Origin of the sequence: Pseudomonas grandcourensis (assembly GCF_039909015.1) — a bacterium.
In the GTDB taxonomy this organism is placed as follows: domain Bacteria; phylum Pseudomonadota; class Gammaproteobacteria; order Pseudomonadales; family Pseudomonadaceae; genus Aquipseudomonas; species Aquipseudomonas grandcourensis.
Genome location: NZ_CP150919.1, coordinates 3,931,699 through 3,948,043, shown reverse-complemented (window position 1 = coordinate 3,948,043; position 16,345 = coordinate 3,931,699). Strand labels below are relative to the sequence as shown.

The following is a 16,345-nucleotide window of genomic DNA, read 5'->3' as shown; positions in this document are numbered from 1 at the left end:
GACGGTCGAATCAGGCGTTGCTGACGGTGTTCAGCTGCAGCAGCCGTTGCGGCTTCAAAAGCCAGACGGCGCCAGCCGCAAGGACGAAGGACAGGGCAAACAGCAGGTAAAGGTCGGCGGGCTGCCACTGCGCATCAATCAAACGGCCAGCCACCAATGGCGAGAGAATCGCTCCGACGCGACCGATGCCGATGCCCCAACCCAGGCCAGTGACGCGCTGGGTGGCGTTGTAAATGCTCGGGGTAAGCGCATAGAGCCCGGCGACGCAGCCGTTGACAAAAATTCCGATCATCAGCACCAAGGCGAAGGCCAGGTTCAGGTTGGCAGTGAATTGCACGAAGACGGCCAGCAGCACCGCATTGACCAGAAGGTAGGCCATGAGTACTCGGGACAGACGAAAACGTGCCGCCAGCAAGCCGATCAGCGAGGTGCCAAGAATGCCGCCGACGTTGAGTAGCACACCGCCCGTGATGCCTTGCGTATTCGACAGGCCGGCCGAAACCAGCAGCCTCGGCGTCCAGCTCATGACGAAATAGAAACCGAACATCACCAGAAAGAAGGCGCTCCACACCAGCAAGGTTGAACGCAGCAGCGCTGGCGAGAAGAGCTCGGCGAAGGTGGCTCGTAGCGGTTTCCTGGGTTCACGCAACGCCTCGGGCAACCGCTCGAGGGACGTGATCGCGACTCGTTGCAGCAGAACATTGATACGTTCCAGCGCGCGCCGGGGTTGGCGAGACAGTAGGAAAGCCAGGGACTCGGGCAACCAGAATGCAAGGATCGGCAGGATCAGCAGCGTCGTTATGCCACCGTAAAAGAACACCGAACGCCAACCCAGGGACGGAATGATCTGCGCCGCGATGAGGCCGCCGATGGTCGCGCCCAGTGCGTAGGCCGTGGATTGCAGGCTAATGGCCAGACTGCGCCACTTCTTGTTGGCGTACTCCCCGGCAATGACGTAGCTGCTGGCCAGGATGCCACCGATGCCGAGTCCGGTTATCAGGCGCAGCACCGCGAGCATCTCGGGGGATGTCGCCTTCGATGACGCCAGCATGCCGAGCCCGGCAATGCCTACACACAGCAGAATGAGCGGACGTCGCCCGAAGCGATCGGCCCAAGGGGCAATGAACAACGAGCCGATCGCCATTCCGACAAGCCCTGCACTGAGCAGGTAGCCGAGGTGAATGCCGCTCAGGCCCCAATCGGCGGAAATGGACGCGGCGGTGAAAGCCATCACCAATACATCGAAGCCATCCAGCATGTTTATCAGAAAGCAGAGCGCAACCACGCCCCACTGGAAGCTGACCATGGGTTTTTCGTCCAGCTGTTGCCCAATCGACTGGCTCATGGCGTCAGGCTCCGAAGCTGTGGGTAGAAAAATGCTTTGAACGACGGGCAGCCGAAGCCGCCTCGCTATGCAGAGGTTGCAGTGTGTACATGTCGATACCTTCTTGTTTTTGTTGGTCAGTGGAGCATGCAAGGTGCCTGGGAGCCGGCGGCTCGACTCCGGGGCGGTACGGTGCTCAGGCGCGAGAAGCGCTGGACGACCGTGAACTCAGGCTCAGGCCGCACTGAAGGATTTGTGCGGATCAATCACAAACTTCTTCGGCACGCCCGCATCGAACTCGCCGTAACCTTCCGGCGCCTGATCCAGGCTGATGACTTGCACACCTACCACTTCAGCAATATTGATGCGGTCCCACATGATTGCCTGCATCAACTGCCGGTTGTACTTCATCACCGGCGTCTGGCCAGTGTGGAAACTGTGGGATTTGGCCCAGCCGAGGCCGAAGCGGATGCTCAGGCTGCCCATTTTTGCGGCGGCATCGACAGCGCCTGGATCTTCAGTGACGTAGAGGCCGGGGATGCCGATCTTGCCGGCCACACGCACCACGCCCATCAGCGAGTTGAGGACGGTGGCCGGGGCTTCGTGTTTGACGCCGTCATGACCGTGGCCGCGGGCTTCGAAACCGACGCAGTCCACCGCACAATCCACCTCCGGTTCGCCGAGCAGCGCGGCGATTTGTTCGTGCAGCGGCGCGTCTTTCGACAGGTCGACGATTTCAAAACCCTGGGCCTTGGCGTGGGCCAGGCGCACGGTGTTGACGTCGCCGATGATCACCACCGCCGCACCCAGAAGGCGAGCGGATGCAGCCGCCGCCAGACCGACCGGTCCGGCACCGGCGATGTACACGGTGCTGCCCGGGCCAACGCCAGCCGTCACTGCGCCGTGATAACCGGTCGGCAGGATGTCGGAGAGGCAGGTCAGGTCGCGGATTTTCTCCATGGCCCGGTCGCGGTCCGGGAGTTTCAGCAGGTTGAAGTCGGCGTATGGCACCAGCACGTATTCGGCCTGGCCGCCGGTCCAGTCGCCCATGTCGACGTAACCGTAAGCACCGCCGGCACGGGCCGGGTTGACGGTCAGGCAGACGCCGGTGTGCATTTCCTTGCAGGAGCGGCAGCGTCCGCAGGCCACGTTGAACGGCACGGATACCAGGTCGCCGATTTTCAGGTGCTCGACGTCACTGCCTTTTTCGATCACTTCGCCGGTGATTTCGTGGCCCAGCACCAGGCCGGTTTGCGCCGTGGTACGGCCACGCACCATGTGCTGGTCGGAGCCGCAGATGTTGGTGGAAATCACCTTGAGAATGACCCCGTGCTCGATCTTTCGACCGCGCGGGTCCTGCATTTTTGGATAGTCGATTTTTTGTACTTCGACCTTGCCAGAGCCGAGATACACCACACCACGATTGCCAGACATGCTTTTTCCCTCGAGGAAGTTGTTGTTATGTAGCGCTGCAAAATGCTGCCTTCGGGGCAGCAAATGTCCTGGAGCCTTGTGTTTGGTCTGAAGGACTCAAGAGCTGGATTGGCGAAGCTGCTCGATGATTCGGCGGGCGCGATTGGCCCCGACATCGACGTGGATGTCGATCATCGGACGCGTACCGAACCGGCACATGTTCTGGTACTGGGCCTCGATCACTTCCTTGTCTTCATCGAAGGTCAGGATGGTTTGCTCAACGACCTTGGCCTTGATGGTTTCTGGATCACTCGCCGGGTTGGTGGCAATGGTCCAGAAGTAGTGACTGGTGGTGTCGGTTTCTGGCGTTACGCCGTGGAACCCGCGCATGTGGAAGCCACCGCGATCAGGGTTATCCAGTGGATCGGTACCGGCATCCACTGCACCGGTCCAGATCCGCAGATGACTGACGTGAAATTCGATTTCCTGCCAACGGTCCACGTTGCCTTTGAAAGGGTAGGCGGCGGTGTAGGTCGGTGGTGGAACAGAGTCCGGCATATGGCGCACGACCCGTACGACGTTGTCTTCACTTTCCACATTCATCCGCGCATTCATATGGATGCTGGCGTTGCCACCGATGGTGCGCAGGTGGACATACCCCAAATGACTCAAGTCCATGAGGTTGTCGTGGATTAATTGATAAGGCGCGTCGTAGTGGTACACGTTGCCGTCGAACAGGTATTTGCCGCTGCTGTGGACGGAGTAAGTCGGCGGTTCACACATCGGCTCGGGTTGAGCCTCGCTGCCAAACCATATCCAGACGATCTGGTCCTGCTCACGCACGTGATACGCAGGCACTTTGGCTTTGCTCGGGATCTTGTCCTGGCCCGGGATTTCGACGCATTTTCCATGGTCATCGAACAGCAGGCCGTGATAACCGCAACGAATGCCGGTCGCTTCCAGCGTTCCGTTCGACAGTGGCAATGCTCTGTGGCAGCAGCGGTCTTCCAATGCCGCGACCTCGCCGTTGGCTTTACGAAACAGCACGACAGGCTTGTTGAGTAATGTCCGGCCCACCGGTTTGTCCTTCAACTCCCAACCCAGGGCAGCGACATACCACTGGTTGAGGGGAAAGCTGGGCAAGGCAGGCGCCGGAATTTCTTCGGCAAGCGTTTGGAGAGTGGAGGTGTTCATGGTGTTCTCCAGGAGGCACGGTTGATGTTGTTGTTTGAATTCACAGGTCGAGCACCAGGCGTGATGACTTGGCGCGAGAGCAGCAGGGGGTAAATCGGTCGTTTGCGGCGTGTTCGGCCACTGTCAGGAACTTGTCCCGATGTTCGGGTATGCCCTGCAGTACGCGAGTGACGCACGTGCCGCAGACGCCTTGCTCGCAAGATGACTCGATCGCTATGCCGGCTTCGTCGAGCACTTCGAACACCGTACGTTCGGCAGGAATCTGAAAAACCTGACCACTGCTTGCCAGTTCAACTTCGAACGATGCATTTGCGCTTTGATCGATAGGGTCGGCGGCGAAGAATTCTTTGTGTACCCGGTCCTGCGGCCACCCGGCGTTCTGCGCTGAATCGAGGATGTAGTTCATGAAACCGGCCGGCCCGCACACATACAGATGAGTGTCAGCGTGGGAGGGCGTGAGCAAGGCTGGCGCATCCAGCTTCTGCATCTGGGGGCCGCTGTCGTCATGAAGCTTTATGCGGTCGGCGAAAGGGGTTTGAGCAAGCATCTTGACGAACGCTGCGCGCTCTCTCGAACGGAAGCAGTAGTGCAATTCGAAATCGGCCCTTTGATGTGACAGCTCCCAGGCCATGGCCAGCATGGGCGTGATACCGATACCCCCACCAAACAGCAGGTGTCGCCTGGCTGAGCGATCAAGCGGGAAAAGATTGCGCGGAGCGCTGATGCTGAGTGTTTGCCCAGACTGGATCTGCTCGTGCATGGCTTTGGAGCCGCCCCGTGAGCTCGGGTCCTTGAGCACGCTGATCAGGTAGCGGTGGCGTTCCTTGGGGTCGTTGCACAAGGAGTATTGGCGGGTGAGGCCATCGGCAATGTGAATGTCGATATGGGCGCCGGCCTCGAACGCTGGCAGCGTGCTGCCATCCGCGGCACATAGTTCGAAACTGCAGATGCCTTCGGCTTCGTCTGCTTTGCGGGTGACGTTGACTTGAAGCATGACTTGTCCCTCCACACTGAAGTGGCTGCTGAAAAAAAAGCGTCGGTTAGAGCACTGGCCGGGGACGGATCAGCCGGGTGCTGGCACGAGGAAGACGAAGGCGATGAGATTGAAGGGGTTCATGACCAAAACCTGATAATTATTTTTATGAGGCAGGGCGGCGGCATATCATGCAGCGAATCGCCCGTGACGTTCGGTTGAGAAATCCTCCGATTAATTGGTTGCGGTGTCAACTAATATTCCAAGGCCCCGCCGATCCAAGGTGTTCGCTCAATGTCCGCAGAATTCCAACTGAACCTCACGCGTTATGTCCCGGCACTGCTGAATTTCTTGTCCAATAAGCTCTCCGCAGGGGCATCACAGTGCTATCGCAAGCATTTCGGTATCGGTGTCGTCGAATGGCGAATGCTTTCGATGCTTGCTGTGGAAAATGACATCACCGCCAACCGAATCTGCCAGACGATCGGACTCGACAAGAGCGCGGTCAGCCGTTCATTGCAGGCGCTGGAAGGTGCCGGACATATTTGCAGTCAGGTCGATTCAAAGGATGCGCGGCGCTATACCGTCAGCCTGACGGACAGCGGCAAAGCCCTGCATGAGCGAGTCCTGAAGGTTGCGCTGGAACGTGAGCGGCGGCTGCTCAGCGGGCTCTCTGCCTCGGAAGTGGACACCCTCGTCGAATTGTTGGGTCGACTGCATTCCCAGGTCGCCAATGTGAACGAGTACGATCCGGAAGACGCTTGAATCTGACTACCTCAAAACCTGCGTACCTTTCAGGTATCGCGATTGCCGATGGGTCGCATCCTCACATGCGATTGGTCAGTCTTGCTCCGTCACGTCAACCTGCCCCGATTAAAACAATAATGGGGTTCACTCGATGGCTAATCGTTCCATCGCCGCACACAGGCCGAGCAAGTGAGAATCCATCGATTGGGTGCTTCGCTGAACCGCCTCAGTGTCGGTGGCAAGTTGTCGCTCGGCTTCGGTCTGGTTCTGATTTGCACGATGGGCATGGCGCTCACCGCTTGGTATTCGGTGCGGGTAACGCAATCAAGCACGACACAGTTACGGGAGCTGGATCGCCAGAAAGCCAGTCTTGCCCAGGCGCGGCTTGCAGAGCGGGATTTTGGTTTGCTGCCGTCACGAGAATCGGCTGCGCAGGTCGAGGATTCTATACGTCAACTACAAGTCGGACCGTCGCTTGCTCCTTCAGGAGGGGGCTTCAGGCAGACGCTCGCCCAGTCATCCGACCGTTACCTGAAGGCATTTCAGGCATATGCCGAGGCGCGCCTGCAGGCGATTCGGGCGAGGTTGCGCATGCAAGTGCTGGCGGAAACGACAGGGCAGCGATTCAGCGAAGTGTTCCTCGACCAATTGGACGATATCAACCTGAATCTTGACCAACACAGTCTGCCCCAAGCGCAGTCAATGCAGCAGTTGGAAGAGGCGGCTGCATTACGCGAACGCTTGGCCAACCTGCGTGACAGCGAGCTGTATTTTTCCCTCGATCCGCAAAACCGTTATCGGGACGACTGGGTCAACCGGGTCAATGAGCTTGCCAGCGCGTTAGGTAGCCTGAATTCGCAGCTCGATGGCGATCGTCGTCGTGCACTGGATGAGGCCAGCGCAGCGTTGGCCGAGTATCGCGAGGCATTTCTGGGTTTCGCCAGCAGCGGTGAGCAGGCCATGGCGCAACAAGTGAGCATGTCGGTGTCGGCTGAGCAAGTGACGATGGTGTTGGAAAGCGAACGCGCGAGGGCTGCGCAATCTTATGAATTACTCCAAAAACGTCTGGATCAGCAACTTGCAGTGATGGTGCTGCTTGCCGTGTTGCTCAGTATCGGCGCGTGCCTTTTGATCCAGCGTTCAATTGTTTCGCCACTGAAAATGATGCTGGGTCTGGCGCAACGGGTGGCTGCGGGAAATCTGAAGGATCGTCCCGCGCTGATTGATCGACAAGATGAGTTGGGCCAGCTCGGTAGTGCTATTGACCTGATGTTGCAGGCGCTGTGCCATCTTGTGGGGCGAATCGGCTGCGACGTGCAACAACTGGACGCTGCGGCCGTCTCGCTGGGTGCAATGGTAGATCGCACAGGGCAGGGTGTGCGCGCACAGCGCGAACAGACCGCCGAGGTGGTTGCGGCTATGCAGCATATGACCCAGGCGGCTGCACAGGTCAACCAGCAAGTCGCGGGAAGCCAGGCAAGCCTGGGCGATGCTTGCAAGCTGATTCATCATGGCGACGACCTGGTACGACAGGCGAGTCAAAGCCTTCAGCAGCTATCGCGGGAAATGACCGGCAGTGTGGGTTCCATGCAACTGTTGCAGAGCGAAAGCCAGGCTATTACCGGTGTGCTGGATGTGATCAGCGCACTCGCCGAACAGACCAATCTATTGGCCTTGAATGCCGCCATCGAAGCCGCGCGAGCCGGTGAGCAGGGTCGCGGTTTTGCTGTAGTGGCCGACGAGGTTCGGGTGCTCGCCAGCCGAACGCGAGCATCGACAGGCGAGATCGACAGCATGATCCAACGCCTCTGGAAGGTAACCGGCGACACCGCAGCCAGCCTTTTCGACAGTCAGCGACTGACCGCCGAAGGCGTTGAGCTGACAGTGCGCGCAAGTCAGGTCCTGGATGCGACTACCGAGGCCATCTCGCGTGTTCAATACAGCGGACAGAGAATTGCCCACGCCGCGGCATCGCAACATGACATAGCCTGTCGAGTCGATGCAGCGCTTGGGCAGGTGGACAGGGTAGTAGAGCAAAATGCCGAGGAGTGTGCTCGGCTGGAAACAGCTAATGGCGACTTGCAGCGCCTGAGCGTCAGCCTTGGTGAAGCGGTAGGGGCGTTTCACCGCGACACCTGAAACATTGCCCCTGGGTGCGATCAAGGGCGTAGTTCAAATACCGAAAAACTTAAACTGGATACAACATGCGTTATCGACGTCTTGACTTGAACCTGCTGGTCGCCTTGGACGCCTTGTTGAGCGAATGTAGCGTCAGCAGGGCCGCCGAGCGATTGTGCCTGGGGCAGTCGGCAACCAGTTCGGCGCTCGGACGTTTGCGTGAGCATTTCAATGATCCGTTGCTGGTCCAGATTGGACGGCGTCTGGAGCCCACGGCATTGGGTCTGGAACTGCTTCCGAAAGTGCGTGAAGCGCTGGCTCTGACCCGTGAGATTGTCGACTCACCGGTCAACTTTGAACCGGCCAGTTGCATTCGGCACTTCACTTTGGTGGCTTCCGACTACGTGGCTGGCGTCCTGTTGCCAGCTGTCAGTCTTGAGTTGGCCCGAATCGCACCTGGCGTGCGATTGAGTCTGCGGGACATGCCTGTGCCGCGTGACGGTGACGTGGTCAGCGAAGCGCTCGACTATCGCCGCAGCGATTGTGTGATTGTGCCTCAGCGGCGATTGAACCCGGCTTACCCCCATATACCGCTGATGAACGACGAGCTCTGTTGCATCGTCTGCGCTCGGCAACCCCGGTTCGCCGAAGGCTTGAGCCTGGCCGACTATTGCGAGGCGGAGCACGTGGTTCGCGAGTTTGCCGATGGTCGAAATCTGGCGATGGATGCAGCGCACTTGCATGAGCTGGGCGTTCATCGCCGAGTGGCAGTGGCCCTTGAAAGCTTCGTGTTAATGCCCGAATTCATCGTCGGTACTACTCGGATCGCCACCGTGTTTCGCCGCCAGGCGCAGCGCTTCGCTAAACATTATCCACTGCGTATTCACCCTGCACCGCTGGCATTTCCCGACGCCGTTCAGGTACTGCAATGGCATCCTTACCAACACCATGACCCGGCAATGTTGTGGTTTCGCGGCCTGTTATCGGCGCAGGCCGCGTTGCTTGATCAGCGCGCCAACTGATCACCGGTATCCGCTACCAGCTCAGCCTGTTCAATAGCCTGCACGGCACATCGTTCATCGTTGTCCGAAGTGTCGCCGCTGATGCCAATGGCGCCCATGATCAGTCCCTCGGCATTGCGAATCAACACGCCTCCGGCGACGGGAATTACCTCACCGCCGGTCAGGCTGTTGATGGCGTCGAAGAACGCCGGCATCGCTTGTGCGCGCCGGGCAAGTTCGCGCCCGCCAAAGCCCATTCCCAAGCAACCCCGTGCCTTGCCGATGGCGATCTGTGGTCGAAGGAAACTGGCATGTTCATCACGCAAGACTGCCAGCGGATGACCTGCACTATCCAGCACGGCCACGGCAAGAGGGTTGATGCCCGTTTCCCGAGCGATGCGGATGGCGTAGCTGGCGATGTTGGTGGCGGTCATCAGGTCGAGTTGCTGCATGGTGTTGGTCCTCATTGTGCCCACTTGCCCAATTGGGCCACGCGGTCCCGGGTGTAAAGATCAGTCCATTTCAGCGAGTTGAAATCAGAGACCTGTTTGGGGTTGTAGGGGCTGCGCTCCATGCGCACGGACTGGCCAGCCTTGTACACGGCTTTAAGGCGAGAGCGGTCTTGCAGGATGCGGATGTCGTGCAACGGCGAACCGTCGAGCAACAGGAAGTCTGCTTGCTTGCCCACTTCGAGGGAGCCGATGGTCTCACCGCGTGGCATGCAGCGCGCACCAACGTTGGTGGCGGCATAAAGCGCTTCTGCGGGTGTGAAGCCCAGCCGGGTGACCAACAGTTCCAGCTCACGAGCGTGCCACTCGCCATAGGGTGTTACCGCAAAACCGCTGTCGCTGCCACACGCGAAAGGCACGCCTGCGGCCTTGGCACGTTTGAGCACGGCCGAACCGATTTCCAGGGTGCGGGCACAGTAGCCGGCGTAACCGGTGCTGATGGCCGGATCGTGGGGCTGGCAGAAGTCCACGGTGTTTTGCGGGAAGGTCATGGTCGGCGCGAGAATGCTGCCGGCTTCGAGCAAAGCCTCGATACAGGCGTCGTCCATGTAGAAGGCATGGAACACCAGATCGACACCGGCGCGTGCGGCGTACATCACAGCCTCTCGGCCATAGGCGTGGGTCGCCACTTTGCAGCCCAGGCGGTGAGCTTCTTCGACCATCTCATAGGTTTCTTCGGCGGTGAACGCGGCGATAATTTCGCCGTTCGGGCGGCGGTGGGTGCCGTCCATGGCGATCTTGATCAGGTCGGCGCCATCCTTGGCCTGTTTGCGGATTTCAGCCAACGCTTCGCTGCGACTGGTGACCAGGCGCGCAGTGAAATATTCCGGCGTACCCATGCGACTCGGGAACCAGTCGTTGAGGCTCTGTCGATTGGTGATAACCCGGCTGCTGGCGGCAATACGCGGGCCCTCGAACAAACCGGCAGCGATCGCGTTGCGCACAGCGATGCTGAGTTGGCCGCTATCGCCCGGGCAGACCATGCTGGTCACGCCGGCGGCCAGCACATGTTGGGCGAAAAACATGCCACGCAGTGCGCGGAATTCGTCGCTGGTCCAGATATCAATATCTTCTTCGCTCTGCGCGTTGCCGAAGGCCAAATGGGTGTGCACATCGACCAGGCCCGGCATGACAAAATTATCGCCGGCGTCCAGCAGGGTGTCTCCCGGTTGCAGCTGCGGCGCGAGGGCGGTCGGGCCGACATACGACAGCAGGCCGTTTTCCACGACCAGGGTTTGCTGTTGACGGGTTTGCAGGCCGGTACCGTCGAACAAGGTCTGGCATTTCAGGTGTAGGGCAGGCATGGCGTTTTCACTTTGCGGATTGTTATGCAAAGCGAAGCTAGGGCAGGTCCGTTCACGCCACCAGCAACTTGCATCAATGCTTGCGTATTGATGGCGTCAATAGCTGCTGCACCTCAGCGCTGTCGGGGCTTTGCGGCGATGAATAACAGCAAGGGCCGGGTATCGCGAGTGACGATGGTTGGCATCGTGATCGGCGATTTTTTATGAGTCTGATCGGGGGGCTATGGTGCGCGCTCTTCATCCACAGAGAGCAGTCCCCATGACCACCGCAACTGTAAAAGCTGAACTGCTGGCACTTGAGCAAGAGCGCCGCCGGGCATTGGTAGAGGAAGACTATTCGCGTGTGGCAGAGTTGTTCGCCGATGATCTGGTGTACGTACACACCACGGGATTGGTACAAGGCAAGGCGGAGTATCTGGACTACGCGAAAAGCGCCGTAGAGTATCTGGATATTGAGCGCGGCGAACTGCTGATCCGCTTCTATGGCGACCATCTTGCGGTCATGACGGGACCGCAGTGCAACACGTTGCGCAAGCGCGGTGGTGACCAGTTGATTCGTGGTGAAGGCTTTGCCACGCAGATATGGGCGTACGGTGCGCAGGGGTGGCAGATCATCTCGTTCCATGGCACGCGGGCGCCAAACTGAACCCGCTTCCCGATCAATAAAAAAACGCCGGAGAGCCCCAAGGCTTTCCGGCGTTTTTTGTGCTTCGTGAAGCTCGTTATGCGGTGTGGCCACCCAGCGTTTCGGCAATCCAGTCAGCGATGTAATGGCCCGCGTTGATGCTGTTATCGAAGCTGGAATGCTGCACGCCACCTTCGCGTTCGGTGAAGATTTTAAGCTCACGTTTGGGGCTGTTGACCAGTTGCTCGTAGGTGCGTTGTGCCCACTTCAATGGAATCTGTGAGTCCTTTTCACCGTGGGTCACCAGGAACGGAACCTTGATGCGGTCCAGTACGCCATCCAGGTGCACGTTTTCGGAGATGGCCATGAACTCATCCATATCTTTCGCCCCCCACACCCAGCACACGTGCGCCCAATAATGCGGAACGGGGAAGCTGCCTTCTTTTTCCAGGCGACGTTTTTGCACATCGCGCCAGTCATGGTTGGCGCCCCACACCACACCGCACGCAAACCGTGGTTCAAACGCCACCGCACGCGGGCAGTAATAGCCGCCGAGCGAGACGCCCTCCAGGCCAATGCGTTTGGCATCCACGTCGCTACGGCTTTCCAGCCAGTCGACCACCCGGCTGGCCCAATGCTCGCTGTCGAAACGGGCGACCAGATTATGCAATCGGAGCGCTTCACCGGTTCCGGGCTGGTCGATGATCAACGATGAGATACCGCGCTTCGCCAGCCAGGCTGGCAGCCCGACGCGATATTTCATTTCTTTGGTTGAGTCCAGTCCATTGACCTGCACCAGGATCGGTGCCGGACCGGACACACCTTCGGCACGTACCAGCAAACCGGAAAGATGTTTGCCCTCGTAGGGGATTTCTACGCGCTCACAGTTCTCGCGAGACAGTTCGATACCGCGTTTGAACGTCTGCAAAAAGCGCTGGTACAGCTCTGTCCGGCCCGGCGCGCCGTGGGCCTGCAAACGTTCGCAGGTAAGGTAGTAGGTGGCGGCGCGGTTGTATTTTTCGCCCGCGGACAGCAGTCGGCCATGGCCTTCATCTTCTTCGGCCAGGCCACAGAGTTTGTCGGCCATCTTCGCCCAGGTTTCGCGAAACGCCTTGGTTCCAGCGGCATCGGGTTGCTGGGCGGCTTCCTGTAGCGGTGCGCACATCTCTTCAATTTCGCCCATACGGGCGCCCATCTCGATGGCCAGGTCGACGGAGAGATTCCACACGTAATTGGTCGGGAAGTAACGGAACATGATTGTTGTTGTCCTTGTGGTTGCCTTGTCGTTCACAAGGCACGTTAAGGACGCCCCGGCTAATTGGCCAATCGTGACTCGGGATGGGAGGTATCGCGGGCGGCGATATGATGGCGCTCAAGATGCTGGATGAATTCGCTGATGCGTTCACGCAGCCAGCGGTGCATGGGGTCGCCGTCGACGCTGCGGTGCCAGAGCATGACCTCGCGCATGACCGGAATCTTCACCGGCGTATTGAGGATGCGAAGGGGCAGATGCTCGGCGTACAACCGCGCCAGACGTTGGTGCATGGTGGCGATGCGTTGAGTGCCAACGACCAGCTGCGGCAGCGTGTTGAAGTCGTTGGTGATGACTTCGATACGGCGGTTGAAACCGTATTGGTTCATAAACCACTCTTCGATGCTCAAGTGGCGGCTGCGACCAAAACCGACAGAAACGTGCCCCATGTCCATGTACTGCTCAAGGGTCAGGCTGTCGCCCACCTGGGTATTGCCTTTCCAGATCACGCAGACGTGTTCTTCTTCAAACAACAGTTTGTGCGGGTGGCCTTCGATGATATAGCGCTCAGGCACAATCATCAGGTCAACCTCACCACGAATCAGCAACTCTCCGGAATTGTCGCTTGGGCCGAGCATCTCGAAAGTGATGTTGGGCGCTTCCTGATGGATTTTCTGAATCACTTGGGCAAACAGCACGCTGATCAGGTAATCCGAGGTCACAAGGCGGAAGTGACGTTTGCTGGTCGTGGGGTCGAACACCGGCTTGGCGGTGATTGACGACTGGATCGTCAGCAGCACTTCGCGGATGGGTTTGGCGAGCTCCTGCGCGTAAGGCGTGGGCTGCATTTTACGCCCCACTTGCACCAGCAGTTCGTCTTCGAAATAGGTTCGCAGGCGTCCCAACACACCGCTGGTGGCGGACTGCGTCATGTGCAGTCGTTCGGCGGCGCGGGTGATGTTCTGCTCTTCGAGCAATACATCGAGCGCGACCAACAGATTCAGGTCCAGGTGGTTGAAACGCATCAGGCATGTCCGCTTTTGTATTTATTTTCGCGATACATTCCGGTTAATTCATCGTCACGTCAACCCCGCCCGTGTGCCGATATCCCGCGCACTCAGGTATCGCGTTTGCCGATAGGTCGCATCCTCACTCGCGATTAGTCAGCTGCCAAACCGCACGGCAATCTTCGCCGCAGTCGGACTTACTGCCGACACCACCACCGGATTCCATGCATCGCTGATGGGCCTGTCGAGCCCTCGGTGCCTGCTTCCGGATACTAATTTCAATGGAGTGGTAGCGATGAACATCATTGGCCTTGATGCCCTGATCTTTGGCGTCGATGACATCCAAGCTTGTACCGATTGCCTGTGTGATTACGGCCTGGCACCGATTGACGTCGACAGCAGCGGTGGGCGTTTTGAAGCACTGGACGGTACGGCCGTGATTATTCGCCGTGCGGACGATCCAACGCTGCCGATTGCCATCGGGCCGGCACCGTCGATTCGCGAAACCGTCTACGGCGTCGCCAGCGCGGCTGACCTTGACGCCATCGAAGACGAGTTGGCGCGAGATCGTCAGGTCACCCGTGAAAACGGTGTGCTGCACACTGTCGACGACATGGGGTTTGCCATCGCTTTCCAGGTCAGCGTTCGCAAGTCCTTCAACGCCCCGGATGACCTGACCAACGCCGCCGGCCACGCGCCACAACGTCCGCTTAACCAACCAGGCATCACCCTCGAGATGAGCGCCACGCCGCGCACGCTGTCGCACGTGGTGTATTTCGTCCCGGATGCCGCCAAGGCCGAAGCCTTCTACGCCGAACGCCTGGGCTTTCGAACCACCGACACTTTCATCGGGGCAGGGCCATTCATGCGTCCGGCGGGGTCCGATGACCACCATTGCCTGTTCATGATCCAGACCCCCCCACACATGAAGGGCTGCGAGCACTTCACCTTTCACATGGGCAGCGGCACTGAAGTGTTGTTGGCCGGTACGCGCTTCGAGCAAAAAGGCTGGACCAGTTTCTGGGGGCCTGGCCGTCACCTCTTTGGCTCCAACTGGTTCTGGTACTTCAACAGTCCGCTGGGCTGCCACATCGAATACGACGCCGACATGGACAAACACGATGACGCCTGGGAGGCGCGCCGCGCACCACTGTCGGCCGATAACTCTCAGCTGTTCCTGTTCACCTCTAAAGAGAAGTGGGCACCGGGTGGCCCGCCACCCAAGCAAGGCTGAGTGCAGGTGATAAGTCACAGCGATTTCCCCCTGTGCCGGATGGACGAATTGGCAGAAGGGCAGGCGCGCGGGTTCGATCCATTGCAGCTCGGCAGGGACACTATTTTTGCATTGGTGCACGAAGGGCAGGTGCGGATTTATCGCAACAGTTGCCCGCATCTGGACGTGCGCCTGGAGTACCGCAAGGACCGGTTTTTGTCGGCTGATGGCCAGCTGATCGTCTGTTACGCCCACGGGGCGCAGTTTCTTCCTGGCACCGGCGAATGTGTCTACGGCCCGTGTCTGGGCCAGCGGCTGCACACGCTGCCATGGCGTCTGGAGGAGGGCTGGGTGGTGCTGGAAATGCCTGTAAAGGCGGCGATATCAGGATCGGTTGAGGTATCGCGTTTGGCGATACATCGCATCCCTACTCGCGATTAGTCAAATCCCTGCTTTGACGGGAAGCTGGACCTAACGACGCAGTGCCCGGCGCTGCATCGAATCACAAGAATAAAAAGTGAGAAAACCATGAGTGCAGTGAACAAAGTTCTGATCGTGGGCGGTGGTATTGGTGGCCTGTGCGCGGCCATTGCCCTGCGACGCAAAGGCATTGAAGTCGACCTGATCGAACTCAAGTCAGAATGGACCGTTTACGGTGTCGGGATCATCCAGCAAAGCAACGTCGTTCGCGAAATGGCCAAGCTGGGCGTGCTCGACGGTTATCTCGATGCGGCGTATGCCTTTGAAGACGTCGCCATCTATGGCCCGGCCGGTCAGCAATTGGCACGCATCCCGGGCCAGCGCCTGGCAGGGCCTGCCTACCCGGCGAACGTCGGTATTTCACGTCTGGCACTGCATAAAGTCCTCAGTGAAACGGCCCTGGAACTTGGCGCCAAAGTACGCCTTGGACTCAGTGTAGAAACACTGAATGACCAGGGCGACAGCGTCGACGTGTTGTTCACCGACGGCAGCCGCGGTAGTTATGACCTGGTGGTGGGTGCCGATGGTTTGTTCTCCAAAGTGCGTGATTTGCTGTTTGGTGACACTTATACACCCAGGTTTACCGGCCAATCGGTGTGGCGCTACAACTTCCCGCGCGACCCGCAAATCGATCACCTCGCCAACTATCAGAGCGCTGACGGCAACGCCGGCCTGGTGCCGCTGGCCGGTGACTTGATGTACCTGTTCCTCACCTCCCACGAACCGTCCAACCCCTGGATGGACCCGCAGTCGCTGGCCGAGCAGATGCGTCAGCGCTTGCAAGGTTTTTCCGGTCTCGTCGGTCAGTTGCGTGAACAAATCACCGACAGCAGCCAAGTGGTTTACAAACCAATGGAGGTGGTTTTCGTCAATGAGCCCTGGTACCGCGGCCGCGTTTTGCTGATCGGCGACGCCGCCCATGCGACTACGCCCCACCTCGGACAGGGGGCCGGCATGGCGATAGAAGATGCCATCGTGCTCAGTGAAGAACTGACTGGCGATGGCAGCGTTGTGCAAATTCTCCAGCGCTTCATGGAACGCCGTTTCGAGCGCTGCAAGTTCATCAGCGAAAGCTCGGTGCTGGCGGGCGACAAGGAAATGCAACACGACCGCGAATTCGACCGCATCGGCCTGGTCAAGCAAATGCTTGCGCGCACGGCTGAGCCGATCTGATTCGACAAGGCC

Annotated in this window: 15 protein-coding genes; 7 read left to right on the top strand and 8 right to left on the bottom strand. The window is 59.0% G+C overall.

Annotation, left to right across the window (positions count from 1 at the left end; translation table 11 throughout):
- Positions 1-10: 10 nt before the first annotated feature.
- From AABM52_RS17575 to AABM52_RS17560, 4 genes are all read right to left on the bottom strand, one after another.
- Complete coding sequence (locus tag AABM52_RS17575) at positions 11-1,345, bottom strand: MFS transporter (RefSeq protein WP_347907184.1); 1,335 nt, start codon at positions 1,343-1,345, stop codon at positions 11-13.
- Positions 1,346-1,558: 213 nt separating this feature from the next.
- A complete protein-coding gene (fdhA, locus tag AABM52_RS17570; protein ID WP_347907183.1) occupies positions 1,559-2,758 on the bottom strand; it encodes a formaldehyde dehydrogenase, glutathione-independent in 1,200 nt (399 codons plus the stop codon).
- Positions 2,759-2,854: 96 nt separating this feature from the next.
- Positions 2,855-3,931 carry an aromatic ring-hydroxylating dioxygenase subunit alpha gene (locus AABM52_RS17565; RefSeq protein ID WP_347907182.1) on the bottom strand — a complete coding sequence of 359 codons (1,077 nt, stop codon included), beginning with the start codon at positions 3,929-3,931 and terminating at the stop codon, positions 2,855-2,857.
- Between the two features lie 40 nt (positions 3,932-3,971).
- The gene (locus AABM52_RS17560; RefSeq protein ID WP_347907181.1) at positions 3,972-4,925 is read right to left on the bottom strand and encodes a PDR/VanB family oxidoreductase; all 954 of its coding nucleotides are present in this window, start codon (positions 4,923-4,925) and stop codon (positions 3,972-3,974) included.
- Between the two features lie 273 nt (positions 4,926-5,198).
- Here AABM52_RS17560 and AABM52_RS17555 point away from each other — a divergent pair, with 273 nt between their 5' ends.
- From AABM52_RS17555 to AABM52_RS17545, 3 genes are all read left to right on the top strand, one after another.
- A complete protein-coding gene (locus AABM52_RS17555; protein WP_347907180.1) occupies positions 5,199-5,669 on the top strand; it encodes a MarR family winged helix-turn-helix transcriptional regulator in 471 nt (156 codons plus the stop codon).
- A 186-nt stretch (positions 5,670-5,855) separates the two neighbouring features.
- Positions 5,856-7,790 (top strand): methyl-accepting chemotaxis protein, encoded by a 1,935-nt coding sequence (locus tag AABM52_RS17550; protein WP_347907179.1) that lies wholly within the window; start codon positions 5,856-5,858, stop codon positions 7,788-7,790.
- A 65-nt stretch (positions 7,791-7,855) separates the two neighbouring features.
- Complete coding sequence (locus AABM52_RS17545; protein ID WP_347907178.1) at positions 7,856-8,791, top strand: LysR family transcriptional regulator; 936 nt, start codon at positions 7,856-7,858, stop codon at positions 8,789-8,791.
- On the opposite strand, the gene AABM52_RS17540 is transcribed toward AABM52_RS17545, so the two are convergent.
- Both AABM52_RS17540 and AABM52_RS17535 read right to left on the bottom strand, forming a co-directional pair.
- The gene (locus AABM52_RS17540) at positions 8,776-9,222 is read right to left on the bottom strand and encodes a heme-binding protein (protein WP_347907177.1); all 447 of its coding nucleotides are present in this window, start codon (positions 9,220-9,222) and stop codon (positions 8,776-8,778) included. The genes AABM52_RS17545 and AABM52_RS17540 overlap by 16 nt on opposite strands.
- An 11-nt stretch (positions 9,223-9,233) precedes the next feature.
- Positions 9,234-10,583: an amidohydrolase family protein gene (locus tag AABM52_RS17535; protein WP_347907176.1), complete on the bottom strand. Its 1,350-nt coding sequence runs from the start codon at positions 10,581-10,583 to the stop codon at positions 9,234-9,236.
- 259 nt (positions 10,584-10,842) lie between these two features.
- On the opposite strand from AABM52_RS17535, the gene AABM52_RS17530 reads away from it, so the two are divergent.
- A complete protein-coding gene (locus AABM52_RS17530; protein ID WP_347907175.1) occupies positions 10,843-11,229 on the top strand; it encodes a nuclear transport factor 2 family protein in 387 nt (128 codons plus the stop codon).
- A gap of 76 nt (positions 11,230-11,305) precedes the next feature.
- On the opposite strand, the gene AABM52_RS17525 is transcribed toward AABM52_RS17530, so the two are convergent.
- On the bottom strand, positions 11,306-12,463 hold the full coding sequence (locus tag AABM52_RS17525) for a prolyl oligopeptidase family serine peptidase (protein ID WP_347907174.1): 1,158 nt from the start codon (positions 12,461-12,463) through the stop codon (positions 11,306-11,308).
- A gap of 59 nt (positions 12,464-12,522) precedes the next feature.
- Positions 12,523-13,485, bottom strand: coding sequence for a LysR family transcriptional regulator (locus tag AABM52_RS17520; RefSeq protein WP_347907173.1), 963 nt, complete (start codon positions 13,483-13,485; stop codon positions 12,523-12,525).
- A 277-nt stretch (positions 13,486-13,762) separates the two neighbouring features.
- Between AABM52_RS17520 and AABM52_RS17515 the strand changes: the two genes are divergently transcribed.
- From AABM52_RS17515 to AABM52_RS17505, 3 genes are all read left to right on the top strand, one after another.
- Positions 13,763-14,701, top strand: coding sequence for a VOC family protein (locus AABM52_RS17515; RefSeq protein ID WP_347907172.1), 939 nt, complete (start codon positions 13,763-13,765; stop codon positions 14,699-14,701).
- A 9-nt stretch (positions 14,702-14,710) separates the two neighbouring features.
- Positions 14,711-15,121, top strand: a complete 411-nt coding sequence (locus AABM52_RS17510) for a Rieske (2Fe-2S) protein (RefSeq protein WP_347912646.1) — start codon at positions 14,711-14,713, stop codon at positions 15,119-15,121.
- Between the two features lie 87 nt (positions 15,122-15,208).
- Complete coding sequence (locus AABM52_RS17505; RefSeq protein WP_347907171.1) at positions 15,209-16,333, top strand: FAD-dependent oxidoreductase; 1,125 nt, start codon at positions 15,209-15,211, stop codon at positions 16,331-16,333.
- Positions 16,334-16,345: the final 12 nt, after the last annotated feature.